This window comes from Bradyrhizobium sp. 139, assembly GCF_023074175.1.
Taxonomy (GTDB): domain Bacteria; phylum Pseudomonadota; class Alphaproteobacteria; order Rhizobiales; family Xanthobacteraceae; genus Bradyrhizobium.
Map to the genome: position 1 here is coordinate 1 of NZ_JADPKS010000111.1, position 16,151 is coordinate 16,151.

General features: G+C 65.2%; 14 protein-coding genes. 3 read left to right on the forward strand and 11 right to left on the reverse strand.

The genetic code is table 11. From position 1 onward, the window contains the following. Positions 1–152: 152 nt before the first annotated feature. The gene (gene phnD / locus IVA80_RS26165) at positions 153–1,088 is read right to left on the reverse strand and encodes a phosphonate ABC transporter substrate-binding protein (protein WP_247437157.1); all 936 of its coding nucleotides are present in this window, start codon (positions 1,086–1,088) and stop codon (positions 153–155) included. A gap of 67 nt (positions 1,089–1,155) precedes the next feature. Beyond that, a complete protein-coding gene (gene phnC / locus IVA80_RS26170) occupies positions 1,156–1,965 on the reverse strand; it encodes a phosphonate ABC transporter ATP-binding protein (RefSeq protein WP_247437158.1) in 810 nt (269 codons plus the stop codon). A 174-nt stretch (positions 1,966–2,139) separates the two neighbouring features. Here phnC and IVA80_RS26175 point away from each other — a divergent pair, with 174 nt between their 5' ends. Genes IVA80_RS26175 through IVA80_RS26185 form a run of 3 tightly spaced genes read left to right on the forward strand, consistent with a single transcriptional unit; the run spans position 2,140 to position 4,730 of the window. Further along, positions 2,140–2,823 carry a chloramphenicol acetyltransferase gene (locus IVA80_RS26175; protein WP_247437159.1) on the forward strand — a complete coding sequence of 228 codons (684 nt, stop codon included), beginning with the start codon at positions 2,140–2,142 and terminating at the stop codon, positions 2,821–2,823. Further along, a complete protein-coding gene (locus IVA80_RS26180) occupies positions 2,820–4,013 on the forward strand; it encodes an alpha-D-ribose 1-methylphosphonate 5-triphosphate diphosphatase (protein ID WP_247437160.1) in 1,194 nt (397 codons plus the stop codon). Before IVA80_RS26175 ends, IVA80_RS26180 begins: the two co-directional genes overlap by 4 nt. Before the next feature lie 18 nt (positions 4,014–4,031). After that, positions 4,032–4,730: a DUF1045 domain-containing protein gene (locus IVA80_RS26185; RefSeq protein ID WP_247437161.1), complete on the forward strand. Its 699-nt coding sequence runs from the start codon at positions 4,032–4,034 to the stop codon at positions 4,728–4,730. A 3-nt stretch (positions 4,731–4,733) separates the two neighbouring features. On the opposite strand, the gene IVA80_RS26190 is transcribed toward IVA80_RS26185, so the two are convergent. The 9 genes from IVA80_RS26190 to IVA80_RS26230 all read right to left on the reverse strand — a co-directional run bounded on the left by IVA80_RS26190 (position 4,734) and on the right by IVA80_RS26230 (position 16,060). After that, complete coding sequence (locus IVA80_RS26190) at positions 4,734–5,327, reverse strand: hypothetical protein (RefSeq protein WP_247437259.1); 594 nt, start codon at positions 5,325–5,327, stop codon at positions 4,734–4,736. Positions 5,328–5,410: 83 nt separating this feature from the next. Next, the gene (locus IVA80_RS26195; protein ID WP_247437162.1) at positions 5,411–6,811 is read right to left on the reverse strand and encodes a selenium-binding family protein; all 1,401 of its coding nucleotides are present in this window, start codon (positions 6,809–6,811) and stop codon (positions 5,411–5,413) included. A gap of 377 nt (positions 6,812–7,188) precedes the next feature. Continuing rightward, the gene (locus IVA80_RS26200; RefSeq protein WP_247437163.1) at positions 7,189–8,127 is read right to left on the reverse strand and encodes a dihydrodipicolinate synthase family protein; all 939 of its coding nucleotides are present in this window, start codon (positions 8,125–8,127) and stop codon (positions 7,189–7,191) included. A 128-nt stretch (positions 8,128–8,255) separates the two neighbouring features. After that, positions 8,256–10,337 (reverse strand): methyl-accepting chemotaxis protein, encoded by a 2,082-nt coding sequence (locus tag IVA80_RS26205; protein ID WP_247437164.1) that lies wholly within the window; start codon positions 10,335–10,337, stop codon positions 8,256–8,258. Positions 10,338–10,457: 120 nt separating this feature from the next. After that, positions 10,458–11,228, reverse strand: a complete 771-nt coding sequence (locus IVA80_RS26210; RefSeq protein ID WP_247437166.1) for an enoyl-CoA hydratase — start codon at positions 11,226–11,228, stop codon at positions 10,458–10,460. Between the two features lie 13 nt (positions 11,229–11,241). Next, a complete protein-coding gene (locus tag IVA80_RS26215; protein WP_247437168.1) occupies positions 11,242–11,691 on the reverse strand; it encodes a MarR family winged helix-turn-helix transcriptional regulator in 450 nt (149 codons plus the stop codon). A gap of 131 nt (positions 11,692–11,822) precedes the next feature. After that, on the reverse strand, positions 11,823–13,484 hold the full coding sequence (locus IVA80_RS26220; RefSeq protein WP_247437169.1) for a tannase/feruloyl esterase family alpha/beta hydrolase: 1,662 nt from the start codon (positions 13,482–13,484) through the stop codon (positions 11,823–11,825). 98 nt (positions 13,485–13,582) lie between these two features. Continuing rightward, complete coding sequence (locus tag IVA80_RS26225) at positions 13,583–15,037, reverse strand: GntP family permease (protein WP_247437170.1); 1,455 nt, start codon at positions 15,035–15,037, stop codon at positions 13,583–13,585. Between the two features lie 3 nt (positions 15,038–15,040). Next, positions 15,041–16,060 carry a patatin-like phospholipase family protein gene (locus tag IVA80_RS26230; RefSeq protein ID WP_247437171.1) on the reverse strand — a complete coding sequence of 340 codons (1,020 nt, stop codon included), beginning with the start codon at positions 16,058–16,060 and terminating at the stop codon, positions 15,041–15,043. Between the last annotated feature and the right edge of the window lie 91 nt (positions 16,061–16,151).

A 16,151-nucleotide genomic window follows, 5' to 3' on the forward strand; every position in this document is an offset into this window, starting at 1 on the left:
ACAATCGGTCGCCCTCATGCAGTTGCGCTTCACTTCGCTCGTTGTGATCAACTCACGATGGGACTTTCACCCATAAGAGTGCACCCATGCTGGGCGCACAAGAGAAAGAGCCGGGTCCATCGACCCGGCTCCAGTGGCGTCATCCCGAAAACTCAGGACGCCTTCTTCTTACGCAGTGCATCGACGAACTTGATCAGCTCGATCGTGCCATCCCAGTCTTTGGTGGTGGCGGGATGAAAGCCCTTCTTCTGGCCGTCCTGGAGGCGATCGAAAGCGGCCTTGTCCTTCGCCGGAGCGTCGAAGAACGCCTTGGCGATCGCGGCCTTGGCCTCTTCCGGCAGATCGGAATTGTAGGCATAGGGGCCGTTGATAATCGGTGCCGACTTGTGGATGATGCGGAAATCATCCTTCTTCATCGCCGAGCCGTCGGCATTCTTCAGCATATTCTTGGTCAGCATCTGCGCCAGCGTCGAATCGTCGTCGCTGGTCCACTGGTTGGCCGCGACGTCGACCGTGCCCTGCGCCAGCGCGAGGATCGCGTTCTCATGGCTGCCGGTGAAGACGACCTTGCTGAAATAGGCGTCGGCGTCCGCGATGCCCATCTTGTCGAGCTCGAAGCGCGGCACGTTGTTGCCGGAGGTCGAGTTCGGGTCGACCAGGCCGAGGTTCTTGCCCTTGAGCTGATCGACGCTCTTGTAGGGGCTGCTCGCCTTGACGAAGAACACCGAGTAATAACCGGTCGAGCCGTCGGCGTTGATGTCGTTGGCGAAGGCGTCGGTCTTGACGCCGGTCAGGCGGGCGCGGGCGAACGACGCCGAGCCGTAGCTGGCGATATGAATGTTGCCGGCGCGCTGGCCTTCGATGACAGCGGCGTAGTCGCTGGCGATGCGCAGCGTGACCTTCACGCCCAATTCCCTGGAGAGATAGCCCATGAACGGCGCCCAGCGCTCGGTAACGCCCGAGGCGTTCTCCGCCGGAATGACCGCGAAGGTCAGCTCGGGATACTTTGCTTTCCAGTCTTCGGCGGAGGCCGACGAGGTGAACGCGAGCGCGGCGGCGCCGGCAAGAATGAGTCTGCGAGTGATCATGATAACCTCTTCATCGATTGGATCGGTTGACGAAAAACTGGCGAGTACTGATGCGTTGCGTCGTGGCTCAGGCGGCAGCCGCCGTTCCGAGCGCCGGGACACCCTCGGGCGCCGGCGCGGGCATGCCGCCCATAACGTCGGCGGCTTCGAGATCGTAAAGCTCGCGCGCGACATGATCGGTCAAGGCGGCCGGCGCGCCGTCGAACACCACCCGGCCCTGCGCCATGCCGATCAGGCGGTCGCAATAGCTGCGCGCCAGGTCGAGCGAATGCAAATTGCAGAGCACGGTGATGCCGAAGTGCTTGTTGATGCGCAGCAGCGCATCCATCACGATCCTGGTGTTGCGCGGGTCGAGCGAGGCGATCGGCTCGTCGGCGAGAATGATGTCGGGCTGCTGCACCAGCGCGCGGGCGATCGCGACGCGCTGCTGCTGGCCGCCGGACAGCTGGTCGGCACGTTGGGCGGCGAGCGAGGCAATGTCGAACTGCTCGAGCGCGGACATCGCCAGCGCCTTGTCCTGCTCGGGCCATGTCTGCGTCAGCGAGCGCCAGGCCGGCATCGTCGCAAGGCGCCCCATCAGGACATTGGTGAGAACATCGAGCCGGCCGACCAGATTGAACTGCTGAAAAATCATCGCCGAGCGCGCGCGCCACTGCCGCAGCTCCTTGCCGCGCAGCGTCGTGACGTCGATGCCGTCGAACAGGATACGGCCCTGTGTCGGCGTCACGAGACGGTTGATGGTCCGCAGCAGGGTCGACTTGCCAGCCCCGGACCGTCCGATCACGCCGACGAAGCCGCCGGGAGAAACTTGAAACGAGGCGTCATCCACCGCGGCTTTTGCGCCGAAGCGGCACGTCAGACCTTCAATCACCAGCATGCAGGACTCCAGAGTAGCTGGAGCAAACCGCTAACGCCGGCGCTTGACACTTGTGTGACACGCGCGTTGCGGTGCGGCGATCCTACGCACCTCATCCCCTGTCATCGCGCCGTCATGACATTGTCATCAGACCGCTCGAATAGGTACGCCCGCCCTCGATCTATCGGATGCAGCATGGCCGGCAAAACGCTCTCGGTTCAACCGACCATCGACCCCTCGGCCAAGGTGCACGAGACCAGGCTCGGCGCCTACACCGAGGTCGGCGCGCGCACCACCTTGCATGAAGTCGCCATGGGCGATTACTCCTATGTCGTGAACGACGCCCAGATCACCTACACCACCATCGGGAAATTCTGCTCGATCGCCGCGATGACGCGGATCAATCCGGGCAATCATCCGATGCATCGCGCGACCCAGGCGCATTTCACCTACCGTTCCAGCGCTTATTTCGAAGGCGAGAGCGACGACACAGACTTCTTCGACTGGCGGCGCCAGCATCACGTCCATATCGGCCATGACGTCTGGATCGGTCATGGCGCGATCGTGCTGCCGGGCCGCAACATCGGTACCGGCGCGGTGATCGCGGCGGGTGCCATCGTCACCAAGGACGTGCCGGCTTACACCATCGTCGCCGGCAATCCGGCGCGCATCGTGCGGCGGCGGTTCTCGGAAGAGATTGCCGGACGGCTCGCGAGGCTCGCCTGGTGGGACTGGGATCACGACAAATTGCGTGAAGCCCTGCCCGATTTCCGCAAGCTTGGGATTGAAGATTTCCTCTCGGCATATGAAGCACGGGCGAATTCCCTTACTCGTTCTCTTACTGGTTCTCTTGCCAGCAACCGAAGCGCGGTCGCGTGACAGACATTTTCCTTGAGGGCGGCCGGTCCCTGATCGGCTCCGAGCTCGTCGAAACTTCACTTGCCGTGTCCGGAACGGACATTGCGCAGATCGATGCCTCTCGCGGCCGCGCACGGCTGGCGATCGATGCACGCAATTTGCTGGTGCTGCCCGGCATCGTCGATCTGCACGGCGATGCCTTCGAGCGGCAGATGATGCCGCGCGCCGGCGTCGATTTTCCGATCGACGTCGCGCTTGCCGACAGCGACCGCCAGGCGATCAGCAACGGCATCACCACGGTATTCCACGCCACGACCTGTTCGTGGGAGCCGGGCCTGCGCAGCAGCGACAATGCGCGCAGCCTGATGGAGGCGATCGAGTGGCAGCGCCCGCAATTCGCCGCCGATACCCGCTTCCATCTCCGGCACGAGACCTACAATCTCGACGCCGAGCAAGAGATGAGCCAATGGCTCGCCGAGGGCCGCGTCGACCTGTTCGCCTTCAATGACCATATGGACGTCACCGTTGCCGACATGGCCAAGCCGCGCAAGCGCAACCGCATGGTGGAGCGCACCGGGCTGTCCAGCGAGGAATTTGACAGACTTGTCGAACGCGTGCTCTCGCGCGCCAGCGACGTGCCGGCGTCCGTGTCACGGCTGGCGGCGGTTGCCCGCGCCACCGACGTGCGGATGCTCTCACATGACGACGCGACGCCGTCGATGCGCGAGGAGTTTCGCGAGTTGGGCGCGATGATCGCCGAGTTTCCCATCAACGAGGAGACGGCGCGGGCGGCCGCGGCCGCGGGCGATGCCATCGTCTACGGTGCTCCGAACGTCGTACGCGGCGGCAGCCACACCGGCTGGACCAGGGCATCCGACATGATCGCCAAGGGCCTCTGCTCGGTGCTGGCGTCGGATTATTACTATCCCGCGCAGCTGCTCGCCGCGTTCCGCCTCGCCGCCGACGGCGTGCTGCCGCTGACCGAGGCCTGGAGCCTGGTGTCCGCAGGACCGGCCCGCGCGACCGGCCTCACCGACCGCGGCGTGCTCGCGGAAGGACGACGCGCGGACATTTTGCTGGTCGATGACAGCGTGCCATTGCGGCCGCGGCTGATCGCGGTGATTGCGGGCGGAAAGCTCGTGCATCTCACCGATGCGACGCGGCTGCTCGCTGCGGTGGCGACGCCGCGCGAAGCTGCCGTCGCGGCATAAACCGGCTATGTTCGGACGATGACAGGTTTTCCCCGCTACGCGATCTATTTTGCCGCGGGTGCCGACAGCGCCCTCTCCCGCTTCGGCGCCGAGCTGCTCGGTTACGATGCACACACCGGCAATGAGCAGTCATTTCCGGACGAAGCGCTACGCGCGGCAGCGGACTGGCACGACATCACCGCCGACCCCCGCAGATACGGCTTTCACGCCACGCTGAAGGCGCCGATGGCTCTGGAGCCCGGCAGCACCGAGGCCGATCTCGTGGCCGCCTGTGCGACATTCGCCGGCAAGGCGCGTCCGATCCCGTCAATCCGTCCGACCGTCGATTCGATCAGCGGCTTCATCGCGGTGATTCCAGCGGAGCCGGTCGACACGCTCCAGCAACTCGCCGCCGATTGCGTTTGCGATTTCGATGGCTTCCGTAGGGCCCTGACCGCGGAAGACCGCGTCCGGAGGAAGCCCGAGAAGCTCAGCGAACGGCAGCGCGACTATCTCGATCGCTGGGGTTATCCCTACGCGATGGAAGAATTCCGCTTCCACATGACACTCACCGGCCGGCTGGATTCGGAACGGCGCAGACCGATTCTGGAGATGTTGCGGGCAAGGTTTGCGGCGCTCGGGCTTGATACGCTAACGATCGATCGCATCGCGCTGTTCAAGCAGGATGATGCCAAAGCAAGATTCCGCATCATCGGCGAGTGGGCGTTGACGCGGTAGGCTTTACTGCCAGCTCGCAAGATTGAAGACGAGCGCCACGACGCCAACCACAATGAGGCTGGTCGCCCAGATCGCATCCAGATTGAACCAGCTTCGCGAGACGAACCTCAATCCCAGATAGCGGTAGACCAGCCACGCCAGACATCCGCCGGCGCCGATCATGGCGGCAACGTGCACCAAAGATGCCAGCACTGCCATCCCGAGACTTGCCTTCATCAGCACGCCGGCAGCCTCATGGCCGGCATCGAGTTCGAAGGCCTGGCAGAGCCCGAGATAGATCGGCACGAGCATCAAGGCGGCGCCGTGAGCAATGGCAACGGCAAATGACCAGAGCGCCAATTGCGCTGGCGGAATCCGTGCCAGCGTGCGCGGATGCCGCCGCTCGATCAGCCGATAGACGCCGAAGGTGATGACGAGAAGGCTCGCGCCGAGCTGGATCGAACGCTGCCACTCGGCCAGCACGAGCAGGAACGCGAATGGCAACAGCACGAGAAGCGTTGCCAGGAGATGTCCGGCCGCCAGAGCCCACAACGCACGAAAGAGCGCGCGCGGGCTCTTGTCCATGAGCCCGGCCGAAACGGCGAGCGGCCATCCCATCCCCGGATTGACCCCGTGATAGAGACCGCTCGCAACAAGAGCGAGCCACAGCCAGCCGAGCGGCCAACTCCCGTGCCCCCAGCCTAGGCCGACGGGTAGCAAAAGGAGTCCGTCGAACAATCGCCGCCCTCCAGCCTGATCTGGTGCGCACGATATCCGTCGGGGAAGCTCACGAAGTAGTCCTTGTCGAGCTCGAGGCCGCCGTTGCGACCGACATTGGCCATGACTTCCACACCGGGAATCCCGTTGGGATAGAACTGGTCATCCCAGGTGGAATAGAGCGAATTGGTCCAGTATACGCGCCTGCCATCGCGGCTGATTTCGACCATCTGGGGACCGGCCGCAAATGCCTTGCCGTTCGGATGGGGGGTGCGGCGCGCGATGCCGCCGATGTGAACCGAGCCGGCGAGCTTCGGCTTTCGCGGATCGCTCACATCGTACTGGCGCATTTCACCCGTGCCCCAGCACGAGACATAGAGAAACCGGTCATCCATCGACAAGTCGATGTCGGTCACCAGTGGCGGCACGGCCCCAAAGCCCTGGAGCAGCGGCGGGAGCTTCTCCTTAGGCGCGGGCTCGGGCGGGATCGTCGCCGTCTTCTCCGCATGGAATTTTCCGCCTTCGCGCCACCAGGTCCAGATCGATGCTTCGAGATTCGTTGTGTCGACCACAACGCCTACGAAGCCGTATTCGCGAACCGGATCGTGCGCGGGCCGCACCTCCAGCGCCATCTGATGATTGGCACCGAGGTCGATGGTCTGCACGTTGCGACGGGCGCGGAGATCCCAGAAGTGGAGATGATGCCCGTATTTGTTCGCCAGCAGATCTTCCGGGACGATCCCGTTCTCGAACTGCGGCGGCAACGCCCATTCGCTCGTCACCATGTAGTCGCGCGGCAGGTTCCACCAGAAATCATAGTGCCGCGTCTGCGGACCGCGGTCGATCTCCCATCGTCCAAGGACCTCGAACGTCTCGCAATCCATGATGAAGACGCCTGGAGGCCCGTTGGTGCCGTCTTTGCCGCCGCCGCCCAGCGTGCTCACATAAATGCCGTCCGGCCCGCAATGGATGGTATGCGGCCGCGAGTAGCCGGTCTTTTTGAAGACTTCCTCGGGCTCGATGATCTTGTGGATTTTGGCTTTGGTCGGATCTGGCTTGGTATCGATGATGTAAATCCGCGACGAGCGCAGCCCGGGGATAATGAGATAGCGCCGCTCGATGAAGGCATGTCCGGCGAGTGGCGACAAGGCGGAGGAGCAGGCGTTCCAGCCGAAGTGATGAAACTCATCGCCCTTGTTGGGCATCGTCACGGTGTGAACGATTTGGCTGTAGGTCGGCGATCCCGGCTTGACGTCGATGACCGCGAGAGCATCCGGTCTCGAGAAATCTGGACTGAGCAGCAACGTGTAGGCAAAGTTCTCCGCAGGTGCTTCCATCGCAAGCTTGGGCGATGCGTGAAAGGTGGGATCCGGCCTCATCGTCATGGCACTGCCTCCCTGTTTCGTCGGCTCGCTCCAACCTGGCTCGGGATAGCGGCATAATGAAGAGCTGTTACGCGATGTCTTGAGATGCTCCGCGGGCCTGGTTGGCGAGCGTACACTACGTCATCGCCGGGCTGCGGGAAACCGCCCGAACCGCGCCAATTCGACGCCTTTAGCCAAACGGAAAACGGCGGGATCAGGCGAGCGCGCGCACCTCACATTCGGCGCCGCCCCGGGGGGCGGGGACCCATAACCCCAGGGAGCGGTATCCGCGCGAGCTGGCAACTCCGATTTTTCGCCAAACCCCTCCCCTATGGTTATGGGTCCCGAATCTGCGCGCGCTTAGGGCGCGCTTGTCCGGGACGACAGGGGAAATTGCGTTACTTCCCCCACCGCAGCGCCAGCGCATCGCGCTCCTTCGCCAACTCCAGCAACCCTGCCCGCGTCGCCGGGTGCAGCGGCTGAAGCGGATGACGTACAGCGTCCGATTTGATCACGCCGCCGGCCTGCATCATGACCTTGCAGGCGATCAGGCCGCATTGGCGGTTCTCGTAGTTGATCAGCGGCAGCCAGCGCTCATAGGCGGCTTTCGCCTGCTCGCGCTTGCCGGCGAAAAAGGGGTCGACGATCTGGCGGATGCCGTCGGGATAGCCGCCGCCGGTCATCGCGCCGGTCGCGCCGGCGTCGAGATCGGCCAAGAGCGTAATCGCCTCCTCGCCGTCCCAGGGACCCTCGATGTCCTTGCCGCCCGCCTCGATCAGGCTCCTCAGCTTTGCGGCTGCGCCGGGCACCTCGATCTTGAAGTAGCGGATGTTGGAGAAGTCGCGCGACAGCCGCGCGAGCAGCTCGACCGACAGCGGCGTGCCCGCCACCGGCGCATCCTGGATCATGATGGGAATATCGATCGCGTCCGAAAGCACGCGGAAGAATTCGACAATGCCTTTCTCGGGAACCCGGAAAGTCGCGCCGTGATAGGGCGGCATGACCATCACCATCGCGGCACCCGCCGCTTCCGCCTGCTTGCTGCGCGCGGCGCAGACCGCCGAGCTGAAATGGGTGGTGGTGACGATCACGGGAAGCCGGCCCGCGACATGCTCCAGCACGGCATGCATCACGGTGTCGCGCTCGGCATCGGTCAGCACGAACTGCTCGGAGAAATTGGCGAGAATGCAAAGGCCATGCGAGCCGGCATCGATCATGAAATCGATGCAGCGGCGCTGGCCGTCGAGGTCGAGCTCGCCGCGCTCGTCGAAGATGGTGGGCACGACCGGGAACACGCCGCGATAGGGGCGCTGGGCCTTGGGTTGTGTGACCGGCATCGAACTCTCCATCCCTGACGTTCTCTTAAGTCTGCAACGCTCGCGTGGCGCAGCGTCACAGATGTACTCGTCGCGCGGACCGGCGGCAATGCCGTTTGCGCGACGTTGGGATGAAGAGATTTTTGAGGTTATGCGGTCTTCACCGCGCCGAGGAAGCCTTCGACCGCGACGCGGAGACGGTCGGCGTCGGCCGACATCTTCTGCACGGACTCTGACAGTACCGTGCCGGCGTTGCCGGTTTCCTGGTTGAGCCTGGCGACGCTACCGATGGTGTCGGTGACCTCGCGTGTGCCCTGGGCTGCCTGCTGGAAGTTGCGCGAGATCTCGGTGGTGGCCGCGCGCTGCTCTTCGACGGCGGCAGCAATCGCCGTCATCTTCTCGTCGATACCGCTGATGGCGCCGCCGATCGAGCGGATGGCGGTCACGGCCTGGCCCGTTGCGCCCTGGATCTCCTCGACCTGGCGGGAGATTTCTTCGGTTGCGGTTGCGGTCTGCGCGGCGAGGCTCTTGACCTCGCCGGCGACCACGGCAAAGCCGCGGCCGGCCTCGCCCGCACGCGCCGCCTCGATGGTGGCGTTCAGCGCCAGGAGATTGGTCTGGCCGGCAATGGCGTTGATCATCTTCACGACCTCGCCGATGCGGCTCGCGGTCTGATCGAGGATCTCGACCGTTACGTTGGTCCGCTCGGCCTGCGACACGGCCTCGCGCGCCTCGCGCGCGCTCGACTGCACCTGTGCGGAGATCTCGCCGACGGACGCGGAGAGCTCCTCGGTCGCGGCCGCGATGGTCTCGAGATTGTTGGTGGCCTGCTCGGCCGCGGAGGAGACTGCCGCGGTCTGGCTGGTCGATTCCGAGACCAGCGTGCGCACATCGGTCGCCGTCGCATCGAGCTCCCTCGCCGACGCAGCGACGCTGTGGATCACCGCCTGCACGGTGTCGTCGAAGCTGCGGCATGCGTCATCCACGGTACCGGAGCGGGCCAGTTGCAGCGCCTGCTGCGATTCGCGCTCCTGGGCCAGCCGCTCGGCGGTCGCCGCGCTCTCGCGCAAGCTTTCGAGCGCGGCGGCCATGGTGCCGAACTCGTCGGGATATTTCGGCTGCGGCACCGGCGTGGCGTAGTCGCGCGCGCCGATGCGTGCAATGGCATCCAGGATAGCGCGAACCGGGCGCATGAGGCGATTGCGCACCACGTATACGCCGGCGAGGGTGACGGCGAGTGCAAGCAGAAACGCGAGCGACTGCACGATGAGATTGGCGAGCGCCTTGGCCTGCACGGTCTCGGCACGCGCGATCGACTGATCCAGCGCCTTAGTCGCGACCCCGACAATAAGCGGGAACGGCGACTGGCAGAGCGAATTCCACTCCGAAGCAGGCATCGCAGGCTTGCCGCTGCCGTCGAAATTCTTGGTGAGATCGCCGATCTGCCTGAGGACGCCGTCTGTCTTGGCCTTCGCGTCCGACGCTGCCGTAACCAGCTCCGCCGTCACGTCGGGCGCAGCCAGCAACTCGGCCATGCCCGCCCAGCCGGAGCTGATCGTGCCGTCCCATTGCGCCACCGACCGCTTCTGGGCGTCGTCAAGCGGCTTGCTGCTGTTGACGTTCGAGCGAAGCGACGAGCAATGGATTCCATAGCGGTCGCGCACCTGCCAGGCGAAGCGGCGGACCTGGATCATGCGGGCGATGTAGGGATCGTTCATCCAGGCGCGGTTCGACACCGCGGTGGAGGCGAGGTTCGCCGTCTCGATGACCTTGGTGACTGCATCGTACCAGGAGTTGGTTCGCTCCATCTTGCGCTCGGCGCGCGGAAGCTTGGCCTCGTCGTAGAACAGCTGGAATTGCGGCGCGGCTTCGTTCCAGCGCTGCTTCAACGTGCCCGCGAGCTCGTCGCGGCGGGTGAATTCGATTGTTGAGAGCGCAGCGCCAATCGCTTCATAGCCGCCCTGCTCGGCCTTCTCCGCTTCGCCGAGCTTGGCGCGCGGATCGTCCTCGCCGAGCAGCGCGCTCTGGGCATCGCCGCGATTGTTGCGCAAGGCGAGCACGCCCTGGAAGATCGCCTTGTCGGCGGCGGCAAGCCGCGCGGTCTCGAGACTGTCGCTGTAGCGGCCGAAGGCTCCGCCCATCTGGATCGCCGTAGAGGCCAACGCACCGGCGGCCAGCAGGGCCATCAACGTCAGGAGAAGCGAGCTTACCGATTTCTTAAACATTGCCATGGATCAGGGGCCTACTCTTTACGAGTGGCCACCTTGCACCGCGACATGCCAATGTTCGGTTAAGGTTTTAATTGAATTGAGGCGGTTCCGTTTGCACGAATTCGGGCGGCCCGCGTCCCTTTACCCGACCTTGGTGAAATCAGGCGGACGGCGCTCGGCGAAGGCGGTGAACGCCTCGCGCGCCTCGGCGGTGCGCAGGCGCTGCGCAAACTGCTCGCCCTCGGCATTCATCTGCGCGACCAGAGCCTCGCCGTTGCGCATCAGCCGCTTGGTCGCGGTGAGCGCGCCGGCAGGCTGGCGGGCGAGACGCTGCGCCAGTGCGAGTGCCTCGGCATCGAGCTTGTCGAGCGGCACCACGCGGTTGGCGAGGCCCCATTCCAGCGCGGATTTGGCCGGCACGGTCTCACCCAGCGCGAACACCTCATAGGCCCGGGCGTAGCCGATGCGCGCCGGCATCAGCAGGCTGGAGGCAGCCTCCGGCACCAGCGCGAGGCTGACGAAGGGCGTCGACAATTGTGCGTTGTCGGCGAGCACGACGAGATCGCAATGCAGCAGCATCGTGGTGCCAACGCCGACGGCGCGGCCCTGCACGGCCGCGACCAGCGGCTGGGTGCAGCGCGCCAGCGACTGGATGAAGCGCACGACGTTGCGGCTGCCCTCGGACTTGCCGGTTGCGACGGCGGCGAACTCGCCGACGTCATTGCCGGCGGTGAACATGTCACCCTCGCCGCGGATCAGGATCACACGGGCGGACGGATCGAACTCGGCGGATTCGATGGTGTCGGCGAGCTTGCCGTACATTGCATCCGTCAGCGCGTTCTTCTTGTCGGGACGCGCCAGGGTAAGCGTGAGAATTCCGCCGTTGTTCTCGATCCGGACGTGCTCGGTCATGGGTCTGCTCCTTCTATGCCTCGGGATCTCTTGGAAACTTGTCCTGAATGCTGGTCAGCCAGCGCGCGACGATGTCGATCTCCGCGCCGGTGAATCCTTCGGTCAACGTCGCGTTGATCTTGGCCGCGTCAGTCTTCGCCTGCGCCAGCGCAGTGCGCCCCTTCGGCGTCAGCCAGATGCGCCAGGCGCGTCCATCCTCGCGATCGGGCTGCCGCTCGACCAGCCTTGCCGCAGCCGTGCGATCGACGAGCCCTGAGATGCCGGCCGGCCCCATATCGAGCGCCGCGCCCGCCTCGCCCATCAGGACGCCGTCCTGCTTGCCGAGGATGAACAGCAGCCCCGCCTGCGCCGGCGTCACCTCGTTCTGCGGCTGCGCCGCCATCCAGCGCTGCAATCGCCGCTGCGCAACGCTCAGCAGGTAGATCAGCCGGTGATGCCCCGCTGCAGCCGATTTATTTCGCATGCGAAATATATAGCCGAGGCGACTCGGGTTGTCAAAGTGCGGCTGCTACGCCGACGCGGCGCGGCAACCGTCCAGGAACAGGACCGCGCAGGTCTGCACCCGGCCGCATCGAGCGAAACGCGTGCCGTTCCTTACGGCGCGCAAGCAAAGCTCGAGGCTTCCGTGACCGGGCCGCTCTTGTAATGCGGCCAGGCCGGCCAGCGGCACAGCGGCATCGCCCGCAACACCGCAAACGACGGCGCCTCGACCTTCTGCTCGGCAACCTCCAAGTCGCCGGGCGCCTTGCCGTTCTCGACCCAGTCGACCAGCGCGCTCAGCATGTCGACATTGGCCGGCGCGCCGGAGCCGACGTGGTCGACGCCCGGCGCGGTGTAGAGCCGGGCGAACTCGGCGGTCTCGGCCTTGCCGAGCTTGCGTTCGACGCTCCCGAAATACCGGATGCCGGCATAGGGGCTCTGCGCGTAGTCCGCCATATGTTCGAGCATGATCAGCCGGCCGCCGCGGGCGCGGAAGCGGCTGAGGTCGGGATCGGTCGAATCCATCAGCTTCGAAACTTCGAGCAGCCGCGCCTTGTGCTCCCCGACCTTGTAGGTGGTGACGTCGAGCTTGGGATCGCGTGCGAACACGTATTGAATGCCGCCGGCGCCGTAGATCCAGGCGATGCCGTTGTTGGGCGCAGGCGGCTGCGCGGGCGGCGCCGTGCCGAGCCACCATGCGACCCAGCCGCCGGTCGGCCCGATCGCCGGCGTGTCCTCACCCGACACGCCCCAGCCCGGGTAATCGTCGAGCCCGTTGGCGAGCGCGAACGGAAATTTGTAGGTCGCGTGCAGCGTATTCACCGCCTTGATCTGGGCCTCGGTGAGGCATTGATCCCCGCTCTGACCCGCCGCGCAGCGCAGCGCCTCGACCTTGAATGCCGCCTTGCAGGCCACGGGATCCTGCACCAGCGCATCGTCGGAGCCGTCGGCCTTGTCGCAAGCCTGCCGCACGGCGTCGCCGACCAGCTTCACCTGGGCCGGATTGATCCAGCCCTCGCCCATGGTGGCAAGTCCCGAGCGCGTGCCGGCATGCTGCAGGCCGACCCAGTTGATCACGGGCACGCGTGCGAAGATGCCGTCGAAATCATCAGGGTAGCGCTGCGCCATGGTGAGGCCTTCGCGGCCGCCTTCGGACGAGCCCATGAAGTACATTTTTTCCGGCGCCTTGCCGTAGGCGCGCTGCATCAGCGCAACGGCGGCGTCGCGGACCTTCTTGTAGGCGCGATGGGCGAAGTTCTCGAAGGCTTCGTCATTCAGCGCGAACAGCTGCGGCGGCTCGCCGGGCCGGGATTCGTGACCGGAATCGGTGCCGTAGGTGACGAAGCCGCGCGCCAGCGGCGACGGCTTGTCGAACGGATAGGCTGGCGGCAGCGCAAGGCCAGTGATCAGCACACCGTTGAAGCCTCCGCCGCCATATTGCAGCGAGCGACCGTTCCATTCGACAGGAAGGTTGACCTGGAACTTGATCGGCGGCGCCTTGGGGTCGGCCGGCTCGATATGGCCGATCACCTTGCAGAAGCCTGGATTGGCCGGCGTGATGCGTCCCGACGGTGTCGGCCCGCGTTCGGCAACAGCGAGCTGCGACGGTGCCTGCAGCGTCGCGGTATCGATCTTCACGGCATCGGCAGCGCCGACGAGGCCTTTACAGGCCGTATCCGCGTCCTCCGCCAACGTCGCCGCGGAGGCGGTGCTTGCGCCCATCACGGCTACCGAACCCACGAGCAACGCACGCAATTTCGCTCTGTTTCGCGGCATCGTTTCCACCCGGCTCTCTCTATCTTTGTTGCGTTCGAAGGTTGGCTGCATTCAATGCAACCTTCGCCTTTCCGTCAATCGCTCGCGCCGGCATTCGATCAGAACGATCCCAACACACCGCCCAACGCAATGACGGCCACCAGCGCCAGCAGCGATGCCACGATACCCACCATCACGATGTCGAAATAGCTGTCGCGATGAGTCAGGCCGCAGATCGCAAGCAGACTCACCACGGCGCCATTATGCGGCAGAATGTCCAGCGTCCCCGAGCCGATCACCGCCACACGGTGCATCAGCGCGAGGTCGATGCCGGTGCGCGCGGCAAGCTCGACATAGGTTGGACCAAGCGCGTCGAGGGCGATGGTCACGCCGCCGGACGCCGAGCCGGTCAGCGCCGCCAGGATGTTGGTCGCAACCGCAAGCGACACCAGCGGGCCGCCTTCGATCGCGAGCACCCAGTCCCGCACCAGCGCGAACGCCGGCAGCGACGCGACGACCGCGCCGAACCCGACCAGGCTGGCGACACTGAATGCCGGTAGCACCGACGCGTTGGCCCCGGCATCCATGGTCTGCCGCAACGCCGGCAGGCGAACCCGGTTCAGTACAATGGTCGTGGCGATGGCCGCACTCAGCGCGGCTGCAACCGACCACACGCCCGCGACGGCGGCCAGCGACGTTTCGCCAAAGCGCTGCTCGGCGAGATAGCCGACGTCGAGTCGCGGCAGCACCAGGAGCGACATCAGGAGGTTGACGGCCACGACGACGATCAGCGGCAGGATCGCGCTCAGTACCGGCGTGGGCACGTCGCTACGGTGACCATGCTGCATCTCCGCCGGATCGAACTCCCGCGCCGTCGTCGCGCGTTCCCGCACGAGTTCGTCCGTGGCGGCGCGCTCGGTCGCATCCTCGATGTCCTCGCCATAGCCTTCTCCGGCACGGCGGGCCGCGGCTTCGGCGCGATGCAGCCACCACAATCCCGCGCCGAGCATGATAAGAGACGCGAGGATGCCGAGGCCCGGCGCGGCGAAGGGCGTCGTGCCGAAGAACGGCATCGGGATCGCATTCTGGATCGACGGCGTGCCCGGCAAAGCCGACATGGTGAAGGTCGACGTGCCCAGCACGATTGCAGCCGGAATTAGCCGGCGCGGAATCGCGGCGGCGCGAAACAGCGACCGGGCCATGGGAACGATCACGAAGAACGCGACGAACAGGCTGACGCCGCCATAGGTGACCAGCGCGCCGGCGAGCACGACCGCCAGAATGACCCGGCGCTCGCCGAGACATTTCGCCATGAAGGCGGCAACCGAGGTCACCGCGCCGCTGTCGTCCATCAGCTTGCCGAAGACGGCACCGAGCAGAAAGATCGGGAAGAACTGCGCCAGAAATCCCGCCGCATTCACCATGAAGACCTGCGTCAGGTTCGCAAGCAACGGCTCGCCGCCGAGCAACGCGGCCACCAGGGCCGCGAACGGCGCCAGCAGCAGGACACTCCAGCCGCGAAAGGCGAACAGGACGAGCAGTCCGAGTCCGACGAGAATGCCGAGAAGACCCACGTCTCAGCACTCCGCCAAGAGGATGTCGAGATCCGCGGTCGAGCGCCGGCCGATATCCGCGCCGTGCTCGCCGAGAAACGTCTCGGCCGCCTGACGTCCCTCAGAGCGCAGCATCGAGACGAACTCCCATTCGGCATTGAGCTTGGATGATGCGCCGAATTTCGCCAGCATGTCGCTCTTGACGCGATGGGTTCGCATCTTCGCCCAGCGCGCGCCCTCGCCGCTGCCGGGGTCGGCGGCCTGGCGCAGCAGCGCGATCATGCGCAACTCCTTCATCAGCGGCGAATTGAACGAAATCTCGTTCAGCCGATTGAGAATCTCCGCAGCCGTCCGCGGCTCTTCCTGCGTTTCAGTCGGATTGATCTGCACCAGGATCGTGTCGTGCGCGTCGCTCTCACGGACCAGCGGCGTGATCGTCGGGTTGCCGGCAAAGCCGCCGTCCCAATAGGGTTCACCATCGAGTTCGATCGCGCGGAACATGGTCGGCAGGCAGGCCGACGCCAGCAGCACGTCAGCCGTGATCTCGGCGTTGCGGAAGATCCGTCCGCGTCCGGTGCGAACCCGCGTCGCGGTGATGAACAGTTTGATGGGCGAGCGCGCGAGCCGTTCGAAATCGATGCTCTCGGCCAGCACCGCGCGCAGCGGGTTGTAACCGGTCGGATTGAGATCATAGGGCGACAACACCCGCGACACCAGATCGGTGAGGATGTAGGCCGGCGACGTGTCGAGTGTCCAGCGTCCCATCAGCCGGTCGAGCGGCGAACGCTGCAGGGGGCTGAAAGCCGCGGCCTTCGAAATCCGGCGCCAGTATTGTTCGAGCGCATCGCGCGCGCCCTCGGCGCCACCTGCGGTCCACCCATCCGCCAGTACCGCCGCATTCATCGCGCCTGCGGACGTGCCGGAGATTGCGGCGATAGCGAGCCACTTCTCTTCGAGCAGGCGGTCGAGCACGCCCCAGGTGAAGGCGCCGTGCGAACCACCGCCTTGGAGCGCGAGATCGATCAGTACGGCGTCCCGTTCCATGGCGGCACTCACGCAACTGAAGCTCAAATTCGACGCGATTTGTCACACGCCGAGGATGACAGCAGTGTAGAGAGCCCTGGCCACGCATTGC